The sequence below is a fragment of the Anaerobacillus sp. ABA4_114 genome, assembly GCF_056159065.1.
In genome coordinates, this window is sequence record NZ_JBSWUM010000001.1 from 1291473 (window position 1) to 1308822 (window position 17350).

15 protein-coding genes and 1 tRNA gene are annotated in these 17350 nt (G+C 40.8%); 15 read left to right on the top strand and 1 reads right to left on the bottom strand.

Features of this window, described 5'->3' with window-relative positions; genetic code table 11:
- The first annotated feature begins 45 nt into the window (after positions 1–45).
- From rph to ACXAEY_RS06395, 13 genes are all read left to right on the top strand, one after another.
- A complete protein-coding gene (gene rph / locus ACXAEY_RS06335) occupies positions 46–804 on the top strand; it encodes a ribonuclease PH (protein ID WP_270179492.1) in 759 nt (252 codons plus the stop codon).
- Positions 797–1390: an XTP/dITP diphosphatase gene (locus tag ACXAEY_RS06340; RefSeq protein WP_474814749.1), complete on the top strand. Its 594-nt coding sequence runs from the start codon at positions 797–799 to the stop codon at positions 1388–1390. Before rph ends, ACXAEY_RS06340 begins: the two co-directional genes overlap by 8 nt.
- Positions 1391–1406: 16 nt before the next feature.
- Positions 1407–1925, top strand: coding sequence for a metallophosphoesterase (locus ACXAEY_RS06345; protein ID WP_474810896.1), 519 nt, complete (start codon positions 1407–1409; stop codon positions 1923–1925).
- 157 nt (positions 1926–2082) lie between these two features.
- Positions 2083–2159 (top strand) — tRNA-Arg (locus ACXAEY_RS06350).
- 252 nt (positions 2160–2411) lie between these two features.
- Positions 2412–3440: a tetratricopeptide repeat protein gene (locus ACXAEY_RS06355; RefSeq protein ID WP_270179490.1), complete on the top strand. Its 1029-nt coding sequence runs from the start codon at positions 2412–2414 to the stop codon at positions 3438–3440.
- A gap of 262 nt (positions 3441–3702) precedes the next feature.
- Entirely contained in the window at positions 3703–4995 is a 1293-nt protein-coding gene (tig, locus tag ACXAEY_RS06360; protein ID WP_270179489.1) for a trigger factor, read from the top strand.
- A 318-nt stretch (positions 4996–5313) separates the two neighbouring features.
- Entirely contained in the window at positions 5314–6588 is a 1275-nt protein-coding gene (gene clpX, locus ACXAEY_RS06365) for an ATP-dependent protease ATP-binding subunit ClpX (protein WP_270179488.1), read from the top strand.
- 125 nt (positions 6589–6713) lie between these two features.
- Entirely contained in the window at positions 6714–8381 is a 1668-nt protein-coding gene (lonB, locus tag ACXAEY_RS06370; protein ID WP_474810897.1) for an ATP-dependent protease LonB, read from the top strand.
- Positions 8382–8544: 163 nt separating this feature from the next.
- Entirely contained in the window at positions 8545–10866 is a 2322-nt protein-coding gene (gene lon / locus ACXAEY_RS06375) for an endopeptidase La (RefSeq protein WP_474810898.1), read from the top strand.
- Positions 10863–11444: a ribosome biogenesis GTP-binding protein YihA/YsxC gene (gene yihA / locus ACXAEY_RS06380; protein WP_474810899.1), complete on the top strand. Its 582-nt coding sequence runs from the start codon at positions 10863–10865 to the stop codon at positions 11442–11444. Before lon ends, yihA begins: the two co-directional genes overlap by 4 nt.
- Before the next feature lie 582 nt (positions 11445–12026).
- On the top strand, positions 12027–12854 hold the full coding sequence (locus ACXAEY_RS06385) for a transporter substrate-binding domain-containing protein (protein WP_474810900.1): 828 nt from the start codon (positions 12027–12029) through the stop codon (positions 12852–12854).
- A 77-nt stretch (positions 12855–12931) separates the two neighbouring features.
- Positions 12932–13591 (top strand): amino acid ABC transporter permease, encoded by a 660-nt coding sequence (locus ACXAEY_RS06390; protein ID WP_270179483.1) that lies wholly within the window; start codon positions 12932–12934, stop codon positions 13589–13591.
- 18 nt (positions 13592–13609) lie between these two features.
- Complete coding sequence (locus ACXAEY_RS06395) at positions 13610–14350, top strand: amino acid ABC transporter ATP-binding protein (protein ID WP_270179482.1); 741 nt, start codon at positions 13610–13612, stop codon at positions 14348–14350.
- Positions 14351–14391: 41 nt separating this feature from the next.
- Here ACXAEY_RS06395 and ACXAEY_RS06400 read toward each other — a convergent pair whose 3' ends face one another.
- Positions 14392–14868: a LiaI-LiaF-like domain-containing protein gene (locus tag ACXAEY_RS06400; RefSeq protein WP_270179481.1), complete on the bottom strand. Its 477-nt coding sequence runs from the start codon at positions 14866–14868 to the stop codon at positions 14392–14394.
- Between the two features lie 238 nt (positions 14869–15106).
- On the opposite strand from ACXAEY_RS06400, the gene hemA reads away from it, so the two are divergent.
- Complete coding sequence (gene hemA, locus ACXAEY_RS06405; protein WP_270179480.1) at positions 15107–16480, top strand: glutamyl-tRNA reductase; 1374 nt, start codon at positions 15107–15109, stop codon at positions 16478–16480.
- A gap of 17 nt (positions 16481–16497) precedes the next feature.
- Positions 16498–17325, top strand: coding sequence for a cytochrome c biogenesis protein (locus tag ACXAEY_RS06410; RefSeq protein ID WP_270179479.1), 828 nt, complete (start codon positions 16498–16500; stop codon positions 17323–17325).
- Positions 17326–17350: the final 25 nt, after the last annotated feature.

Below are 17350 nucleotides of genomic sequence, written 5' to 3' on the forward strand. Positions count from 1 at the left end.
AGAAAGGCACAGGTTCCACAGGCACCGATGAACAGGAGGAAGATTATGAGAGTCGATGGACGTGAACATAATGAAATACGAACTATACATATTGAGAAAGATTACGTAAAACACCCTGAAGGTTCTGTATTAATCTCAGTTGGGGATACGAAAGTGATTTGTAATGCTTCAATTGAAGAAAGGGTTCCACCTTTTATGAGGGGGCAAGGAAAAGGCTGGGTAGCTGCAGAGTACGCGATGCTGCCGAGAGCTACGGAACAGCGAAATATTCGAGAGTCTAGTAAAGGTAAAGTGGGAGGACGCACGATGGAAATCCAGCGCCTCATCGGACGTGCCCTTCGTACTGTCATCGACCTTGAAGCACTAGGTGAACGGACGATCTGGATCGATTGTGACGTTATCCAGGCAGACGGTGGAACACGCACCGCATCGATCACTGGAGCATTTGTGGCGATGGCACTTGCTATAGAAAAAGCCCTAGCAAATAAACAGATCAAAAAGATGCCGATAACGGATTTTCTGGCTGCTACATCTGTAGGGATCAATAAAGACGGTGAGGCTATCCTTGACCTCTGTTATAAAGAAGATTCGACAGCCCAGGTAGATATGAACATTGTGATGACAGGGAAAAGTGAGTTTGTGGAAGTTCAGGGTACTGGGGAAGAAGCAACGTTTACCATGAACCAAATGAACGAAATGCTTTCGCTCGCACAGTCAGGAATAGAAGAACTGATCATCAAACAAGCGGACGTAATCGGTGAGTTTTCGGAGAAAATCAAAGGAGGTACGAGTGAAAATGCGTAAGCTTCTTGTAGCCACGAAGAATAGCGGGAAAGTTAAAGAGTTTAAACGTCGCTTTGAAACGGAACAGTTACAAGTAATCTCACTCTTAGACATGGAAGAAGCACCGGATGTGGAAGAAACAGGTACTACTTTTGCCGAAAATGCCGTTTTAAAAGCTGAAACGATCATGCGTATGACGAATCAGATCGTGGTTGCCGATGATTCTGGATTAGTCATCGACGCCTTAGATGGTGAACCTGGTGTTTATTCTGCAAGGTATGCAGGTCCAGAGAAAGATGATGAAGCTAACATTGATAAAGTGTTAACAGAATTAAATGACGTACCAGATGACAAGAGAACAGCTTCGTTTCAATGCGTGTTAGCTGTTGCGATCCCTGGTAAAAACACTGAAATCTTTTCAGGATCGTGTGAAGGTAGAATTGCTCATGAACGATCAGGTTATGAGGGCTTTGGCTACGACCCAATCTTTTTCGTTCCATCTTATCAAAAGACAATGGCTGAACTTTCCCCGGAAGAAAAAGATTCTATTTCACATAGAGGGGAAGCTCTTGATCGATTGGAAGAAGCATTTCAAGAACTACTATAAAATGAGGTGATAAAATATGAAGATACTCGTTGTAAGTGACAACCATAGCTCATCTGAAGAGCTCCAGAATCTCGTTCGGAGGCATCAAGAAGAAGTTGAATGTATGGTACATTGCGGTGATTCCGAGTTTGACTACGATGATTCGCGAATGACCTCTTTTCAGCTACGAGTTAGGGGAAATTGTGATTTTGATACACGATACCCCGAGAATGTTGCTGAGACAGTAGGCGGAAAAACGGTTTTTGCAACACATGGTCACTTGTACGGTGTTAAGATGAACTTGATGAATTTAGCTTATAAAGCAGAAGAGACGGGAGCGGACCTTGTTTGCTTCGGACATTCTCATGAAGCGACTGTTCATTTTGATTCAAATATTTTATTCCTTAACCCAGGAAGCATCAGCTTACCTAGAAAGCCAACGATAAAAACATACGCAATAGTAGAATGGGTACATGATGAAGTGCAGGTTGTTTTTTATGATCATCAAGGAGAACGGGTAGATGAACTTACAAAGACGTATAAGCCAAGTTCCTAGAACAATACTGTGAGAGTTTACTGTCAGATGATTGAGCAATTGGCCAAAATGCTTGCCCATCACTGACAGTAAAATCATCCAGTTTTTCTTAAGAATTGGTATTGACTTTATTATGTTACTTAGGTATATTTATATTTGTCGCTAGCCGGCAAACGATGTCCCAGTAGCTCAGCTGGATAGAGCAACAGCCTTCTAAGCTGTGGGTCGGGAGTTCGAATCTCTCCTGGGACGCCATATACATATTCTCAAAGTCTTTTATCTTTTAGATAGAAGGCTTTTTTTATTTGAAACTGTAGTTTGGAGAGCTCCCTGTTTTTAATACTCGTAGTTAGGGTACGTTAGTAATGACTGGAGGAAGAAAGCAAGGGAGTACTGTAACTTGAGTTTACTTCTTTATACTGATAAACTGTAAGCTAATCGTAGCTGCGCCTTTCCTGCTGAAAACTCTTTTAATAGAGAATATAAGAGAGTGGAGCGAATACGTCTATGGACAAAGAAAAACATGAAAGGAAAATCGTTTATTTTCCAAATGTGGCAGGCAAGCTTGCCGAAAAAGGAATGGCAGCCCTTAAAGAAAAGAAGATCGATCAGGCACATGAACATTTTCGTCAACTATTAGAGATAGATCCTGACCACCCACAGGGCCATTTTGGGTTAGTACTCAGTCTTGTAGAACTAGGAGAGTTGACAGAAGCCTCTGAACGTTGCGAAAAGATGATGCAACAGGGGATTGGAGATTATTACGACATTTTTCAAGTATACATATCGATACTGGTTCAGCTTGGAAAGTATCAAAAAGTAGTTACGATGATCGAAGCGGTTCTTCAAGAAAACCAGCTTCCGTCGAACATTGCGGAGTCGCTCTATCAGCTTTTACATTTTAGTAGAAAAATGACTGGCTACGACATCACTTCTGATGAACAGTATGAAGACGTTCCGGAAGAAGAAGCAGACATGTTGATAAGCTATCTCGAAAGTGAAAAGACGGAAAAACAATGGTTAGCGATTCAAAAACTGAGTAATATCAGCGAAGAGAAGGCTATACCTGCATATTTAGCATACATAAACGCAACAGGGAAAGACCCACTTCTAAAAAGTCTTGTTCTGCAAGTGTTAAGAGAAAAGAAACTAGATCAAGAAGTGACCATACATAAGTTTGGAAGAGAGATTTCTGTCAATCCGTCTGAGTTGACAGACATTTTTATTCAAGAATTTTCGTTAGATGTAAAGAAGAAATTATCTGATCATGTTGAACAGGAAAATCCAGTGCTGTTTGAAATGTGCATGCAGATCTGGTGGCACTATCTCTTTGCTATTTCTCCATTCGAAGCTGATCCAAAGAATAGTTCTGTTTGGGCTGCCGCAGTACATATCGTAGCTTCTGAAATAAATGGAGAAAGCTATACTCGTCAAGAAATCGGAAGTATTTATGGCGTTAAGCCTTCGGAGTTTGAGGTGCCAGCTGATCGAATCAAGCGAATCGAGAATCAACCCTTTTATCGACCATTCGATTAGAAATAGCTGGAAACAGATCCTTTTCACTTGCGAATCGAAGCAAAAATAGGTAAGCTGAACAATGGTAAAGGCAGTGTGAATCATACTGTATGTATTGAAAAGCACCTGCACTATGTTATAATAAAATGGTTGCAAACCCATATTTACTAGTAAAAGAGATCGTTTAAAAAAGCCTTCTGGCGCTTTTATACTCCAAAAAGCGTCATCTTTTTTTAAACGCTCGATTAGTGGAAATATATTTATTGTTGGAGGGAATGTGTAAATGACTGCAAATTGGGAAAAGCTTGAAGGTAATCAAGGCGTCCTTACAGTAGAAGTTGATGCTGGTGAGGTAAATACAGCACTAGACGAGGCGTTCAAAAAAGTTGTAAAACAGGTTAATGTACCTGGATTCCGTAAAGGAAAGGTACCTCGTTCACTATTTGAAAAGCGCTTTGGCGTAGAATCTCTTTATCAAGATGCTCTTGATATCATCCTTCCTAAAGCTTATTCAGAAGCTGTAGAAGAAGCTGGAATCGATCCTGTCGATCGCCCAGAAGTTGACATCGAGCAAATTGAAAAAGGTAAAAACCTTATCTTCAAAGCTACTGTTACAGTTAAGCCTGAAGTAAAGCTTGGCGAGTACAAAGGACTTGAAGTTGAAGAAGAAGACACTACAGTTACAGATGAAGATGTTGAAGCTGAGCTTAAAGGGCTTCAAGAAAAGCATGCTGAGCTAGTAGTCGTTGAAGATGGCGAGATCCAAGAGGGAGATACAGCAATCATCGATTTCGAAGGCTTCCTTGGCGAAGAACCATTTGAAGGCGGAAAAGGTGAAAACTACTCTCTAGAAGTAGGATCTAACACATTTATCCCTGGTTTCGAAGAGCAGCTAGTAGGTGAAAAAGCTGGAGCTGAGAAGGAAGTAAAAGTTACTTTCCCTGAAGAGTACCATGCTGAAAACCTTGCTGGACAAGAAGCTACTTTCAAAGTAAAAGTTCACGACATCAAGCGTAAAGAGCTTCCTGAGCTAGATGATGAGTTCGCTAAAGATGTTAACGAAGAAGTAGCATCTCTTGATGAGCTTAAAAAGACTACAAAAGAAAATCTTGAGAAGCAAAAAGCTGAAGATGCTGATATGAAGAAGAAAGATACGTTGATCGAAAAAGCAACTGAAAACAGCGAAATCGATCTTCCATCTGCAATGGTTGACTCTGAAGTTGATCGTATGCTTCAAGAATTTGAACAACGTCTACAGCAGCAGGGCATGAACCTTGAGATGTACTATCAGTTCTCTGGTCAAGATGAGAAAGCACTTCGTGAGCAAATGCAAGAGGATGGCGAAAAGCGTGTACGCACAAACCTTACGCTTGAAGCGATCGCTGATGCAGAAAACATCGAAGTTTCTGAGGAAGAAGTTAACGAAGAGCTTGCTAAGATGGCAGCTATGTATAACATGGAAGAAGAACAAATTCGTCAAATGCTAGCGATGCAAGGCGGCGACGCTGCACTTAAAGGTGACCTCCGCGTTCGTAAAGCAATCGATGTATTAGTAGACAACAGCAAAAAAGCTTAATAGATCATCATAGATAAACAAGGCGCATTATGCGCCTTGTTTATTACACAAATATGTTGTAATGAAAACATATATTTTAGATAAACATAGTAGTAGGACAATTACTCAATACATATTAAGTCTCCTAAGAGTCGTTTTGCTTCATAACCTTTTGCGTTATATGATACAATTTCAATACATAATCAGGGTTGAAAAACCATTGGTGAATGCCCGTTAGAATTGCTTATTAGTGATCAGCGTTTCTAAAGACGAAATAGCAGAGACCTTTGCAATTTCACTATTCGGATTTCATCGAGATCAACGGTTAGGGGTGATTTCATGTTTAAATTTAACGATGAAAAAGGGCAACTTAAATGTTCCTTCTGTGGTAAAACACAGGATCAAGTTCGAAAACTTGTTGCGGGTCCAGGTGTATATATTTGCGACGAATGTATTGAGCTATGTACTGAAATCGTAGAAGAAGAGCTTGGAACTGAAGAAGAGGTTGATTTTAAAGAGGTTCCAAAACCTCATGAAATCTGCCAAATTCTTGATGATTACGTAATTGGCCAGGAAAAAGCTAAGAAATCACTTTCTGTAGCTGTATACAACCACTATAAGCGTATCAACGCTACTTCAAAGTCTGATGAAGTAGAACTTTCTAAGAGTAACATTGCTCTGATCGGTCCTACTGGTAGTGGTAAAACACTTTTAGCACAGACTCTTGCGAGAATCTTGAATGTTCCATTCGCGATTGCTGATGCAACATCACTAACTGAAGCTGGTTATGTTGGGGAAGATGTTGAGAACATCTTGCTCAAACTAATTCAAGCTGCTGACTATGATGTTGAAAAAGCTGAAAAAGGGATCATCTATATCGATGAAATCGATAAAGTTGCTCGTAAGTCTGAGAACCCATCGATTACACGAGATGTTTCTGGTGAAGGGGTACAGCAAGCACTACTTAAAATTCTTGAAGGAACAACTGCAAGTGTTCCTCCACAAGGTGGACGTAAGCATCCTCATCAAGAATTTATTCAAATCGACACAACGAACATTCTCTTTATTTGCGGAGGAGCGTTTGATGGCATCGAGCAAATCATCAAGCGTCGTCTCGGTAAGAAAGTAATTGGGTTTAGTGGTGAAGCTAAGCAAGATGACTTGAAGCCAGGTGAATACTTAAGCAAGGTACTTCCAGAAGATTTACTTCGCTTTGGATTGATTCCAGAATTCATCGGACGTCTACCTGTTATTGGAAGCTTAGAACCACTTGATGAAGAAGCTCTTGTTGAGATTCTTACTAAGCCGAAGAATGCTCTTGTAAAACAATATCAAAAACTTCTCGAGTTAGATGATGTTGAGCTTGAATTCGAGGATGATGCGCTAGTTGAAATCGCTAAGCAAGCGATTGAAAGAAAAACTGGTGCTCGTGGATTACGTTCAATCATCGAAGGGATTATGCTCGATGTGATGTACGATCTTCCTTCTCGTGAAGAAATTAAAAAGTGCGTTCTTACTGCATCGACTGTAAGTGAGAAAACTTCTCCTCGCCTCGTTTTAGAGGACGGATCAGTAATTGAAGAGGGCAAAGAATCCCCTAAAGAGAGCGCATAAAGAATCAACCAACCACGAATGTGGTTGGTTTTTCTTTTTGGATAATCCTTTCCAAGTTTCCGGTTTATGGAACACTACCTCAGGAGATACTAATGCTATTGATTATTCTCCAGGAGGTACTTGTTATGAATTGGACAGGTGTTGCACTCGCTATACAATTGTTTTTTGGGATTGTAATTGGTTTATATTTCTGGAATCTACTAAGGAATCAAAGAACCCAGAAAGTTTCGATAGATAAGGAAGCTCGAAAAGAAATGGAGCAGTTGAGAAGACTTCGAAACATTTCGTTGAGTGAACCGTTATCAGAGAGAATAAGGCCTTCTGGTTTTTCTGAGATTGTTGGTCAAGAAGAAGGGATACGAACTCTTAAGGCAGCCATCTGTGGGCCTAACCCCCAGCACGTCATTATTTATGGACCGCCTGGTGTAGGAAAAACGGCAGCAGCAAGGCTTGTGCTAGAAGAAGCCAAGCGAAACAGAATGACACCGTTCAAACCCTCTGCGATTTTTGTTGAACTCGATGCAACGACTGCACGGTTCGATGAGAGAGGAATTGCAGATCCGCTGATTGGTTCTGTCCATGATCCTATCTACCAGGGTGCTGGTGCGATGGGACAAGCTGGCATCCCACAACCAAAACAAGGAGCGGTCACGAATGCGCATGGCGGGATTCTGTTTATTGATGAAATAGGAGAACTTCATCCTATTCAGATCAATAAGCTGTTAAAAGTCTTAGAGGACCGAAAAGTTTTCTTAGAAAGTGCGTATTATAGTGAAGAAAACTCGAACATTCCTGCTCATATCCACGACATCTTTCAAAATGGATTGCCTGCTGATTTCAGAATGATTGGGGCTACAACGAGATCTCCTGATGATATTCCTCCAGCTATTCGTTCACGATGCATGGAGGTGTTTTTCAGAGAGTTGACACAAGATGAAATTTCGAAGATAGCTGCTCGCTCTGCAAAGAAGCTGAATCTAACGATTGTAGAAGAAGGCATCGACCGAATAAGCCGGTATGCTAGAAATGGACGGGAAGCCGTGAATCTTATGCAAATCGCGGCTGGTCTAGCGATTACCGAAAACAGAAATAAGATCACTGCGGGTGATATGGAGTGGGTCATTCATGCGAGCAGATTAACTCCTAGGCCAGAAAGAAAAGTACCGAATCGTTCGCAAGTAGGATTGGTCAATGGGTTAGCAGTTTATGGCCCAAACACTGGGGCCCTCCTTGAGATCGAAGTGACGGCCGTTAAGTCGGATCAAGGCAAAGACGGTAGTGTCACTATAACGGGCATTGTTGAAGAAGAGAGCATTGGCAATCAGAGCAAATCCATAAGAAGAAAAAGTCTCGCTAAATCTTCAGTGGAAAACGTGTTAACGGTGTTAAAGTCGATGGGAGTCCCATCAACCCTTTATCACCTTCATATTAATTTCCCTGGTGGTGCACCTGTAGATGGGCCATCAGCTGGTGTCGCGATCGCGACAGGAATTTACTCTGCTATCAAAGGGAGTCCGATCAATAACAGAATTGCCATGACAGGTGAAATTAGTATTCACGGAGCGGTTAAACCTGTCGGAGGTGTGTTCGCAAAAGTCTCAGCTGCACGGGATGCTGGAGCTAAGATCGCGATTATCCCTGAGGAGAACAACGAAGAGATGCTTAAAACAATAGAAGGTATTACCGTAATGCCAGTCACCCATCTTTCACAAGTATTCGATGTAGCGTTTTTGTTAGAAAAAGCAGAAGAGTTTCCATCTTTTTCTATAGGAAAAACTCAGCCCGGCAGCTAAGTCGGGCTTTTCTACATGCTCATAAGTTTTTTATCCGTTTGAGCAGGGAAGATTAGACAAGTATAAGAAAGTTAGGATACAATGAAGTACAACTTATCAACAATGTGGACTCGGAAATAGAGTATAAATAACGTAATAGTTTGTTGTGTGGAGGTGCCTTAGATTGAATAATGAACATAAAACATTGCCATTACTTCCTTTAAGAGGATTGCTTGTTTATCCATCAATGGTTCTTCATTTAGATGTTGGCCGTGATAAGTCAGTACAAGCACTAGAACAGGTTATGATGGATGATCAACAAATATTTCTTTCAACGCAGAAAGAAGTAGAGATAGAAACTCCTGAAGAAGATGATATATACCAGGTCGGAACGCTCGCTACCGTAAAACAAATGCTGAAACTTCCAAATGGGACGATCCGTGTCCTTGTGGAAGGAATACAGCGTGGGAAAATTGTTGATTTCAAAGAAAATGAGAATTATTATGAAGTACAAATTGAGCGGATTGAAGAAGCGATCGATTCAACAATCGAAGATAAAGCATTGATGAGAACGGCGCTCGATTTATTCGAACAATATATTAAAGTATCAAAAAAAGTTACAGCTGAAACGTTTGCTTCTGTAAACGATATCGAAGAGCCGGGTAGGTTAGCGGACATCATCGCATCACATCTCTCTCTTAAAATCAGACAAAAGCAAGAAATTCTTGAAACGTATAGTACCCATGATCGCTTGAATAAGCTGATTGAAATTCTTCAAAATGAGAAAGATGTCATCGACTTAGAAAAGAAAATTGGACAGCGTGTAAAGCGTTCTATGGAGAAAACGCAAAAAGAATATTACTTGCGTGAGCAAATGAAGGCAATACAGAATGAGCTTGGCGAAAAAGAAGGAAAGACTGGTGAGATCGCTACATTAAAAGAAAAGATTGAAGAAGCGAACATGCCAGAAAACGTTCAGGAAATGGCTTACAAAGAATTGGATCGCTATGAAAAGATTCCTCAAAGTTCAGCTGAAAGTTCTGTTATTCGCAATTATATCGATTGGTTAATCCAATTGCCATGGTCAAAGGAAACGACGGATAACCTTGATATTCACCATGCAGAAAAGATTTTGAATGAAGATCATTATGGACTTGAAAAAGTGAAAGAACGAGTACTTGAATACCTTGCAGTTCAACAGCTAACGAACTCACTAAAAGGACCTATCCTATGTCTTGTAGGACCTCCTGGAGTCGGAAAAACTTCCTTAGCTAAGTCTGTTGCAAGGTCGATTGGACGTGAATTTGTTCGCATTTCCCTAGGCGGCGTTAGGGATGAAGCTGAAATTAGAGGTCATCGTAGAACGTACGTTGGCGCGATGCCGGGTCGAATTATCAGAGGGATGAAGAAAGCTGGAACGATCAATCCTGTTTTTCTTCTAGATGAAATCGATAAGATGTCGAATGATTTTAGAGGCGATCCTTCTGCTGCGATGCTTGAAGTATTAGACCCTCAACAAAACAATTCATTTAGTGACCACTATATTGAAGAGCCGTATGACCTTTCTAAAGTCATGTTTGTGACTACAGCTAACAATCTTGCCACAGTCCCTGCTCCGTTACTGGATCGTATGGAAGTGATTCAGATTGCAGGTTATACAGAAATCGAAAAGGTTAACATCGCAAAAAGTTACCTTTTACCTAGACAGTTGAAAGAACATGGTCTAAAGAAAAGTAACCTTCAAATAAGAGATGAAAGCCTCACTAAGCTAGTTCGCCATTATACGAGAGAAGCTGGGGTTCGTAACTTAGAGCGCCAGATTGCTACGGTCTGCCGTAAAGCGGCTAAACTCATCGTATCTGGTGAAAAGAAGCGTGTCGTGGTAACAGAGAAAATGTTAGAAGAGTTATTAGGACATCCTAAGTTCCGCTATGGAGAAGCAGAAGCAGAAGACCAAGTAGGGACTGCAACCGGACTTGCGTATACGACAGCGGGTGGCGATACATTAGCGATCGAAGTGTCCCTGTCACCTGGTAAAGGAAAGTTGATTCTAACAGGTAAGCTTGGAGACGTTATGAAAGAGTCTGCACAGGCAGCATTTAGCTATATTCGTTCTCGCTCTAAGGAGCTTTCCATTGATCCTGCTTTCCATGAAAACAATGATATTCATATTCATGTCCCTGAAGGAGCTACTCCAAAAGACGGTCCTTCAGCAGGTATTACCATCGCAACGGCACTTGTTTCTGCGCTAACTGGTAAAGCCGTTCGAAGAGATGTTGGTATGACAGGGGAAATCACCTTGCGTGGCAGGGTGCTGCCTATCGGTGGCTTGAAAGAAAAGTCATTGAGTGCTCACCGTGCAGGTCTTACGACAATTATCATGCCAAAAGAAAATGAGAAAGATCTAGAAGATATCCCTGAGAGTATAAGAAATGACCTTACATTTCTACCGGTGAGTCATCTAGATGAAGTGTTAAAAACCGCACTTGTGGGGGAAAAGAAATGAAAGTAACGAAATCTGATTTTATTATTAGTGCTGTTAAGCCTGAACAATACCCTGATGATCACTTACCTGAAATCGGTCTTGCAGGTAGATCGAACGTAGGGAAATCTTCATTAATCAATACGTTGATCAATCGTAAGAACCTTGCGAGAACGTCAGGTAAACCTGGTAAAACACAGACGCTTAACTTTTACCTTATTAACGAACTGCTCTATTTTGTCGATGTCCCAGGCTATGGATTTGCTAAGGTCTCAAAAAAAGAAAGAGATGCATGGGGCCGCATGATTGAAACGTATCTAACGGATCGTGAAGACTTAAAAGCAGTCATTCTAATCGTAGACCTAAGGCATGCGCCTTCCAATGATGATGTGATGATGTACGATTGGTTAAAACATTATGAGATTCCTGTCATTGTTGTGGCTACTAAATCTGATAAGATCCCTAAGGGGAAGTGGGCAAAGCATCTTAAGGTTGTGAACCAAACCTTAAAATTAGAGCCGACCGATAAGCTCGTTACGTTTTCTTCTCAAACAGGACAAGGTAAAGATGATGTCTGGAGTGCAATTAAATCATATATTTAATGATGGACCTGGCGTAAATGCCAGGTCTTTAGTATTTAGGGAAGTACGGTGTTGGATTAGAATAGTCGTTGATGGCAAAGGGGTTGTCATGATCTCTTTTAAACCATTGGGACGGAATGTTCTTTTTGGATTAATTCAAATTAAGTAGGAGAGACGATCGCGGGCTCCTGCGGTAGAACGGGCGGCAGAGACCGGGGTGTGAATTTCACCTCGGGCTTGGACGTTCGTCCGCGGAAAGCCTGCGATCGTCATCGACTACGGCATCGGGAGCACCGAATAATGACTTCGGTTTCTCGACAAGCTGGAGACTTGGCGTAAAGCCAGGTCTTTTTTATCGGTCTATTTTTCTAAAAATTGAAAAAACAAGGTTTGTATTGCCATTATGTTGGGAATAGGAACAAATGAGAGCAAACATCAGTATGAGTCCACTCAGTCCATACTTTGGTGATATTTGGGCTCTTAGAAGGGATGTGAGTAAAAAGTGACAATTGAATGAAATATCTAAATATTGGTATGATTGCAATACCGCAGTTTACATAACATTAACTGCTATTCGAATAGTCGTTAAGGGGGACAAGTTTAATGAAAAGAAAGTGGAGTTTTTTAACAGCTGTGTTACTATCTCTCGTTTTAATTCTTGCAGCATGTGGAGGAGGAAACGAAGGAAATAGTAATAATGGCGGTTCAGAAGGGTCTGGAGAAGAAGGTAGTAACTTAGAACTAACCGAAGACGGGAAATTCCGCTATGTTGTTTCTGGTGAATTCCCTCCATTCAGTACAGTGGACGAGAATGGAGACCTTTCAGGCTATGATGTAGCAGTAGGAAAAGCGATTGCTGAGAAAATTGGTCTTGAGCCCGAAGTAGAAAAGTTTAAGTTTAGTGGTATGGTATCAGCGATTAAATCTGGTCGATATGATGCAGCTGTAGCGAGTCATACGATTACTGAAGAGCGAAAGAAAGCAGTTAACTTTAGTGAACCATACTATTATTCTGGTCCAGTACTTTATGTTCAACCTGGTAGCGATATTAAGAGCGTAGAAGATCTAGCTGGTAAAGATGTAGCAGTTTCCAAAGGGTCAACTTACGAAAAGTCAGCTCAGGAATATACAGATAAGATCTCTAACTACGATAGTGACCAAACAGCACTACGTGCGTTGAGTGAAGGAAAGCATGACGCTGTTATCACAGATGATATTACTGGTAAGCAGGCGATCGAAGAAGGATTTAAAGTTGAAAAAGTTGAGCAACTCGGCACAAGTGAACAAGCAGTAGCGATCAAGCAAGAAAATAAGAACTTACTTGAAGCTGTTAACAAAGCGATCATGGAGCTTAAAGAAGATGGAACGCTGAAACAACTTAGTGAGGAATACATCGGAGTAGACATCACCCAGAACCCTGACAATGAGTAAGGAAAGGAATGTGTGCTAGCGCACACATTCTTTTTTACCAGTAAGCGTTTATTGAAATTCGAAGGAGCTGATTGTTCTTGCCTACATTCTCTCATTTTTTTGAAACACTATTAAGTAGTTACCCTGTCTTTTTTGAAGGTCTCTGGCTAACCATTCGGGTAACTGCAGTATCCATTTTAATTGCCGTATTTATCGGTTTACTTTTTGCTTTATTTAAAATATCCAAAGTTAAAGTATTGAATTGGATCGCCAATGTGTACATAGCTGTAATTCGAGGAACCCCTCTAATCGTTCAAATCTTTATTTTCTATTTTGGTTTAACGGAATTTAATATCCCGAAATTTTGGGCTGCATCTATTGGGTTAGCTCTTCATAATGGTGCCTATATCGCAGAGATCTTTCGTGGTTCGATTCAATCCATTGATAAAGGACAAATGGAAGCAGGGCGTTCACTTGGTATGAGTCATACGCTTGCAATGAGACGGATTATTTTACCTCAGGCATTCAGACGCGCACTGCCTCCACTTGGAAACCAGTTCATCATTGGATTAAAAGACTCGTCTCTAGCAGCATTTATAGCCCTTCCTGAGTTGTTCAGTGTAGCAACTACACAGGGAGCAAGAACATTTGATGAAATGACTTATCTATTGATCGTAGCAGTTTACTATCTAGTACTCGTTCTCATCTTTACACTACTGGTTAACCTGCTTGAGAAACGATTGTCCGCGAGTGATTAAGAAGAGAGGTGCAGTATAATGGCAGAAAAAGGTGAAATGATTCGAGTAGAGAAACTGAACAAGTCGTTTGGAGATCTTCATGTATTGAAAGATATCGATATGGAAGTGAAAGAGAGTGACGTGGTCGTATTGATCGGTGCGAGTGGATCCGGTAAGAGTACACTTCTGCGTTGTATGAACTTCCTTGAGATAAAAAATAGCGGGAAAGTCATTATAGAAGGACAAACGATCGAACCAAATAAAGATAATTTAAACAAAGTTCGTCAAAAGGTCGGAATGGTGTTTCAGCATTTCAACTTATTTCCTCACAAGACGGTATTGAATAATGTAATAGAAGCCCCTTTACAGGTGAAAAAAATGAAGAGAGCTCAAGCAGAAAAAGAAGGCAGAGAGCTCCTCGCAAAAGTTGGTCTAGCTGATAAAGCGGATGTGTACCCAAATAAATTATCAGGAGGCCAAAAACAGCGAGTAGCTATAGCGAGATCACTTGCTATGAAGCCTGAAATCATGTTGTTTGATGAGCCAACATCTGCTCTAGACCCAGAATTGGTCGGAGAGGTTCTTTCAACGATGAAGGAACTTGCCAAAGAAGGCATGACGATGGTAGTCGTTACGCACGAAATGGGCTTCGCCCGTGAAGTAGCTGACTGGGTCGTTTACATGCACGATGGAAAAATAGTCGAAAAAGGAAAACCGGCAGATATATTTAACGATCCAAAAGAACAAAGAACGCAAGACTTTTTGAGCTCGATATTATAAGCATAATAAAGAAGTGAGGATCCAAGCACATGCTTGGATCCTCACTTCTTTTTGACTACTAAGTAAACTCCTATAAGGATTAAGGCTAAAGGCCAGAATTGCCCAACAAACGAAAAGGTCGATGCGAGCCAGAGTTGAAAACCTGTGTAAAGCAGCTCGATAATAGATAGGGCTAATAGTAGTAACCCTGGTATCAAACCGGATTTTTTAGTTTTGTAGTAAGTAGCAAGGTAAGCCACACTTAATATTAATGAGTACATCCCCCACGTATTAGGCCACAGTGCGAGTTTATTCACGAAGTAGAAGTGAACGCCGAGACCTAATATGAGCACACCAGGGAATAACAACGCTCCTTCTTTTGATATCAAACCCTGTATGATCATCGCAACACCGATTAGAATCAGGATGATTTGCCAGCTTGTGATTTGTTCAGAGATGGGCAAACTTAGAGTTTGGACAAGAAAATATAGTCCGATTCCAATAAACAGAACGCCTGGAAAAACACTTTGTCGTTTCAAGAAATGAGCCTCCTATTGTCAGAATTGCACGTTCTTTGCTAAACTTTGCGTTTTCTGGTACATTATTAGTGGTATGACTACTTATAATAACGCTTAGATACTTTTTTTACATCATATCACATCTTGTTTCAAAGTCTGTTCACAATTTGAAACTCTGTGATTTTTGTCACATGTTAAAATAATAGTAACTGATAGTATAAGAACATGTTCCGGGTTAACAATATTTGGGGGTGGAACGATGCACATCCTGGTCGTAGGGTTGAACCACAAAACAGCCCCTGTTGAAATACGAGAGAAACTTTCGTTTCAGGAAGAGACATTACCTGAGGCGTTAAATAAGTTGCGTCACTCTAAAAGTATTCTAGAAGCCGTCATTCTTTCTACGTGTAACCGTACCGAGCTTTACGTAGTAGCTGATCAGCTTCACACAGGGAGATATTATTCTAAAGCTTTTCTATCCGAATGGTTCGGTATTGAAAAAGATGAATTTAGACCTTATCTAGAAATTCGAGAAAACGATGCAGCGACAGAGCATCTTTATCGCGTTGCGGCAGGTCTTGATTCACTTGTTGTAGGAGAAACACAGATTCTTGGCCAAGTGAGGAATGCTTTCCTACTTGCACAGGAATCACAAACTACTGGCACGATATTCAATCAGCTTTTCAAGCAAGCCATCACACTAGCAAAACGCGCTCACTCTGAAACAGAAATTGGGGAAAATGCTGTTTCTGTCAGTTACGCAGCAGTTGAACTTGCTAAAAAGATCTTCGGTGGGCTCGATAACAAGCATGTAGTTATTCTGGGCGCCGGGAAGATGGGTGAATTGACAGCCAAGCATTTAAAGAGTAATGGCGTAAGCCAAGTAACCGTCGTAAACCGTACTCTTGAGAAAGCATCTGAGCTTGCTTCACAATTCATGGGACAAGCACGTTCGATGGATGATATTCATACAGCTTTATCTGATGCAGATATTCTGATCAGTTCAACAGGATCTTCGAATTACGTGTTAACTGAAGACAACGTAAAACCTGTATTGAAAAAGAGAAGAGGACGTCCTCTGTTCATGGTAGATATCGCGGTTCCACGAGATCTTGACCCTGCATTGAACAGCATGGATTCAGTATTCTTGTATGACATCGATGACCTTGAAGGGATCGTCGAGTCGAATATTGCTGAAAGAGAGAAAGAAGCTGAAAAGATTGAACTAATGATCGAAGAAGATCTCGTACAGTTTAGAGAGTGGTTGAACACACTTGGAGTTGTGCCGATGATTTCAGCTCTACGCTCAAAGGCGCTTTCAATTCAAGCTGAAACGATGAAGAGTATTGAACGGAAGCTTCCGGATCTTTCCGATCGTGAAAAGAAAGTTCTCAGTAAGCATACGAAGAGTATTGTTAACCAACTTTTACGAGATCCTATCGTTCGAGTGAAAGAGATGGCTGGAGAACCAAACGCAGAAGAGTCTCTCGAGATCTTCACTAAGATCTTTGCGATTGAAGAAGAAATCGAAAGGGAACTTCATAAGCAGCGCGTACAAGAAAACGAAGAAAAAAGAAAGCAAGAAACCTTTGATTACTCAGCCTTATTAAGAGCATCAGAAGTGCGCTCCTAGGAGAGGAGACATGAGTTGTGACGAACGTCAGCTGGCTTTATGATTTAACCATTTCTCTTTACGCACTAAGTGTATTGGGGTATTTTATTGACTTCTTGCAAAACAACCGGAAGGCAAATCATATTGCCTTCTGGTTGCTTTCTATTGTATGGATTTTGCAATCAACTTTTCTGGTAACACAAATCATTGCAATCGGCGGTTTTCCAATTTTGACACCTTTTGAGGGGTTATTTTTTTATACTTGGGTGATTGTTTCATTATCCTTATTGATCAATTGGTTTTTCCGAGTCGACTTTTTTGTGTTCTTTGCAAATGTACTCGGTTTCATCTTGATGACCATTAACCTATTTGCGACGAGGGAACAAGCTTCAAGTATGCTAACAGAACAGCTCATGTCTGAGCTCTCTGTCATACATATCACCATGGCATTTATTTCTTATGGCGCTTTTTCTCTTTCATTTATTTTCTCAGTCATGTACTTAATTCTCTATCAAATGTTGAAAGAGAAGAAGTTGAGTAAAAGACTATGGCGTTTTGGTGATTTATCACAGTTAGAAAAGCTTTCGTATTTATGTACTGTTCTAGGTGTACCGCTATTATTATTGAGTTTGATCTTAGGTATCGTTTGGGCGAATCTGAAAGTAGATCAGTTTAGTTTATTGGATACGAAGGTGATCGTTTCATTCATCGTACTTATTGCATACAGCATGTATTTATATCAAAAGGTCGCCAGAGACATTGAGGGAAAGTCACTTGCACTTTGGAACGTTGGCGCATTTGTAGTCGTCCTGATCAACGTATTCTTATCAGGGGCATTTTCACAATTTCATTTCTGGTATAGCTAATGAGTAACACAACCAAAGTTTGGGG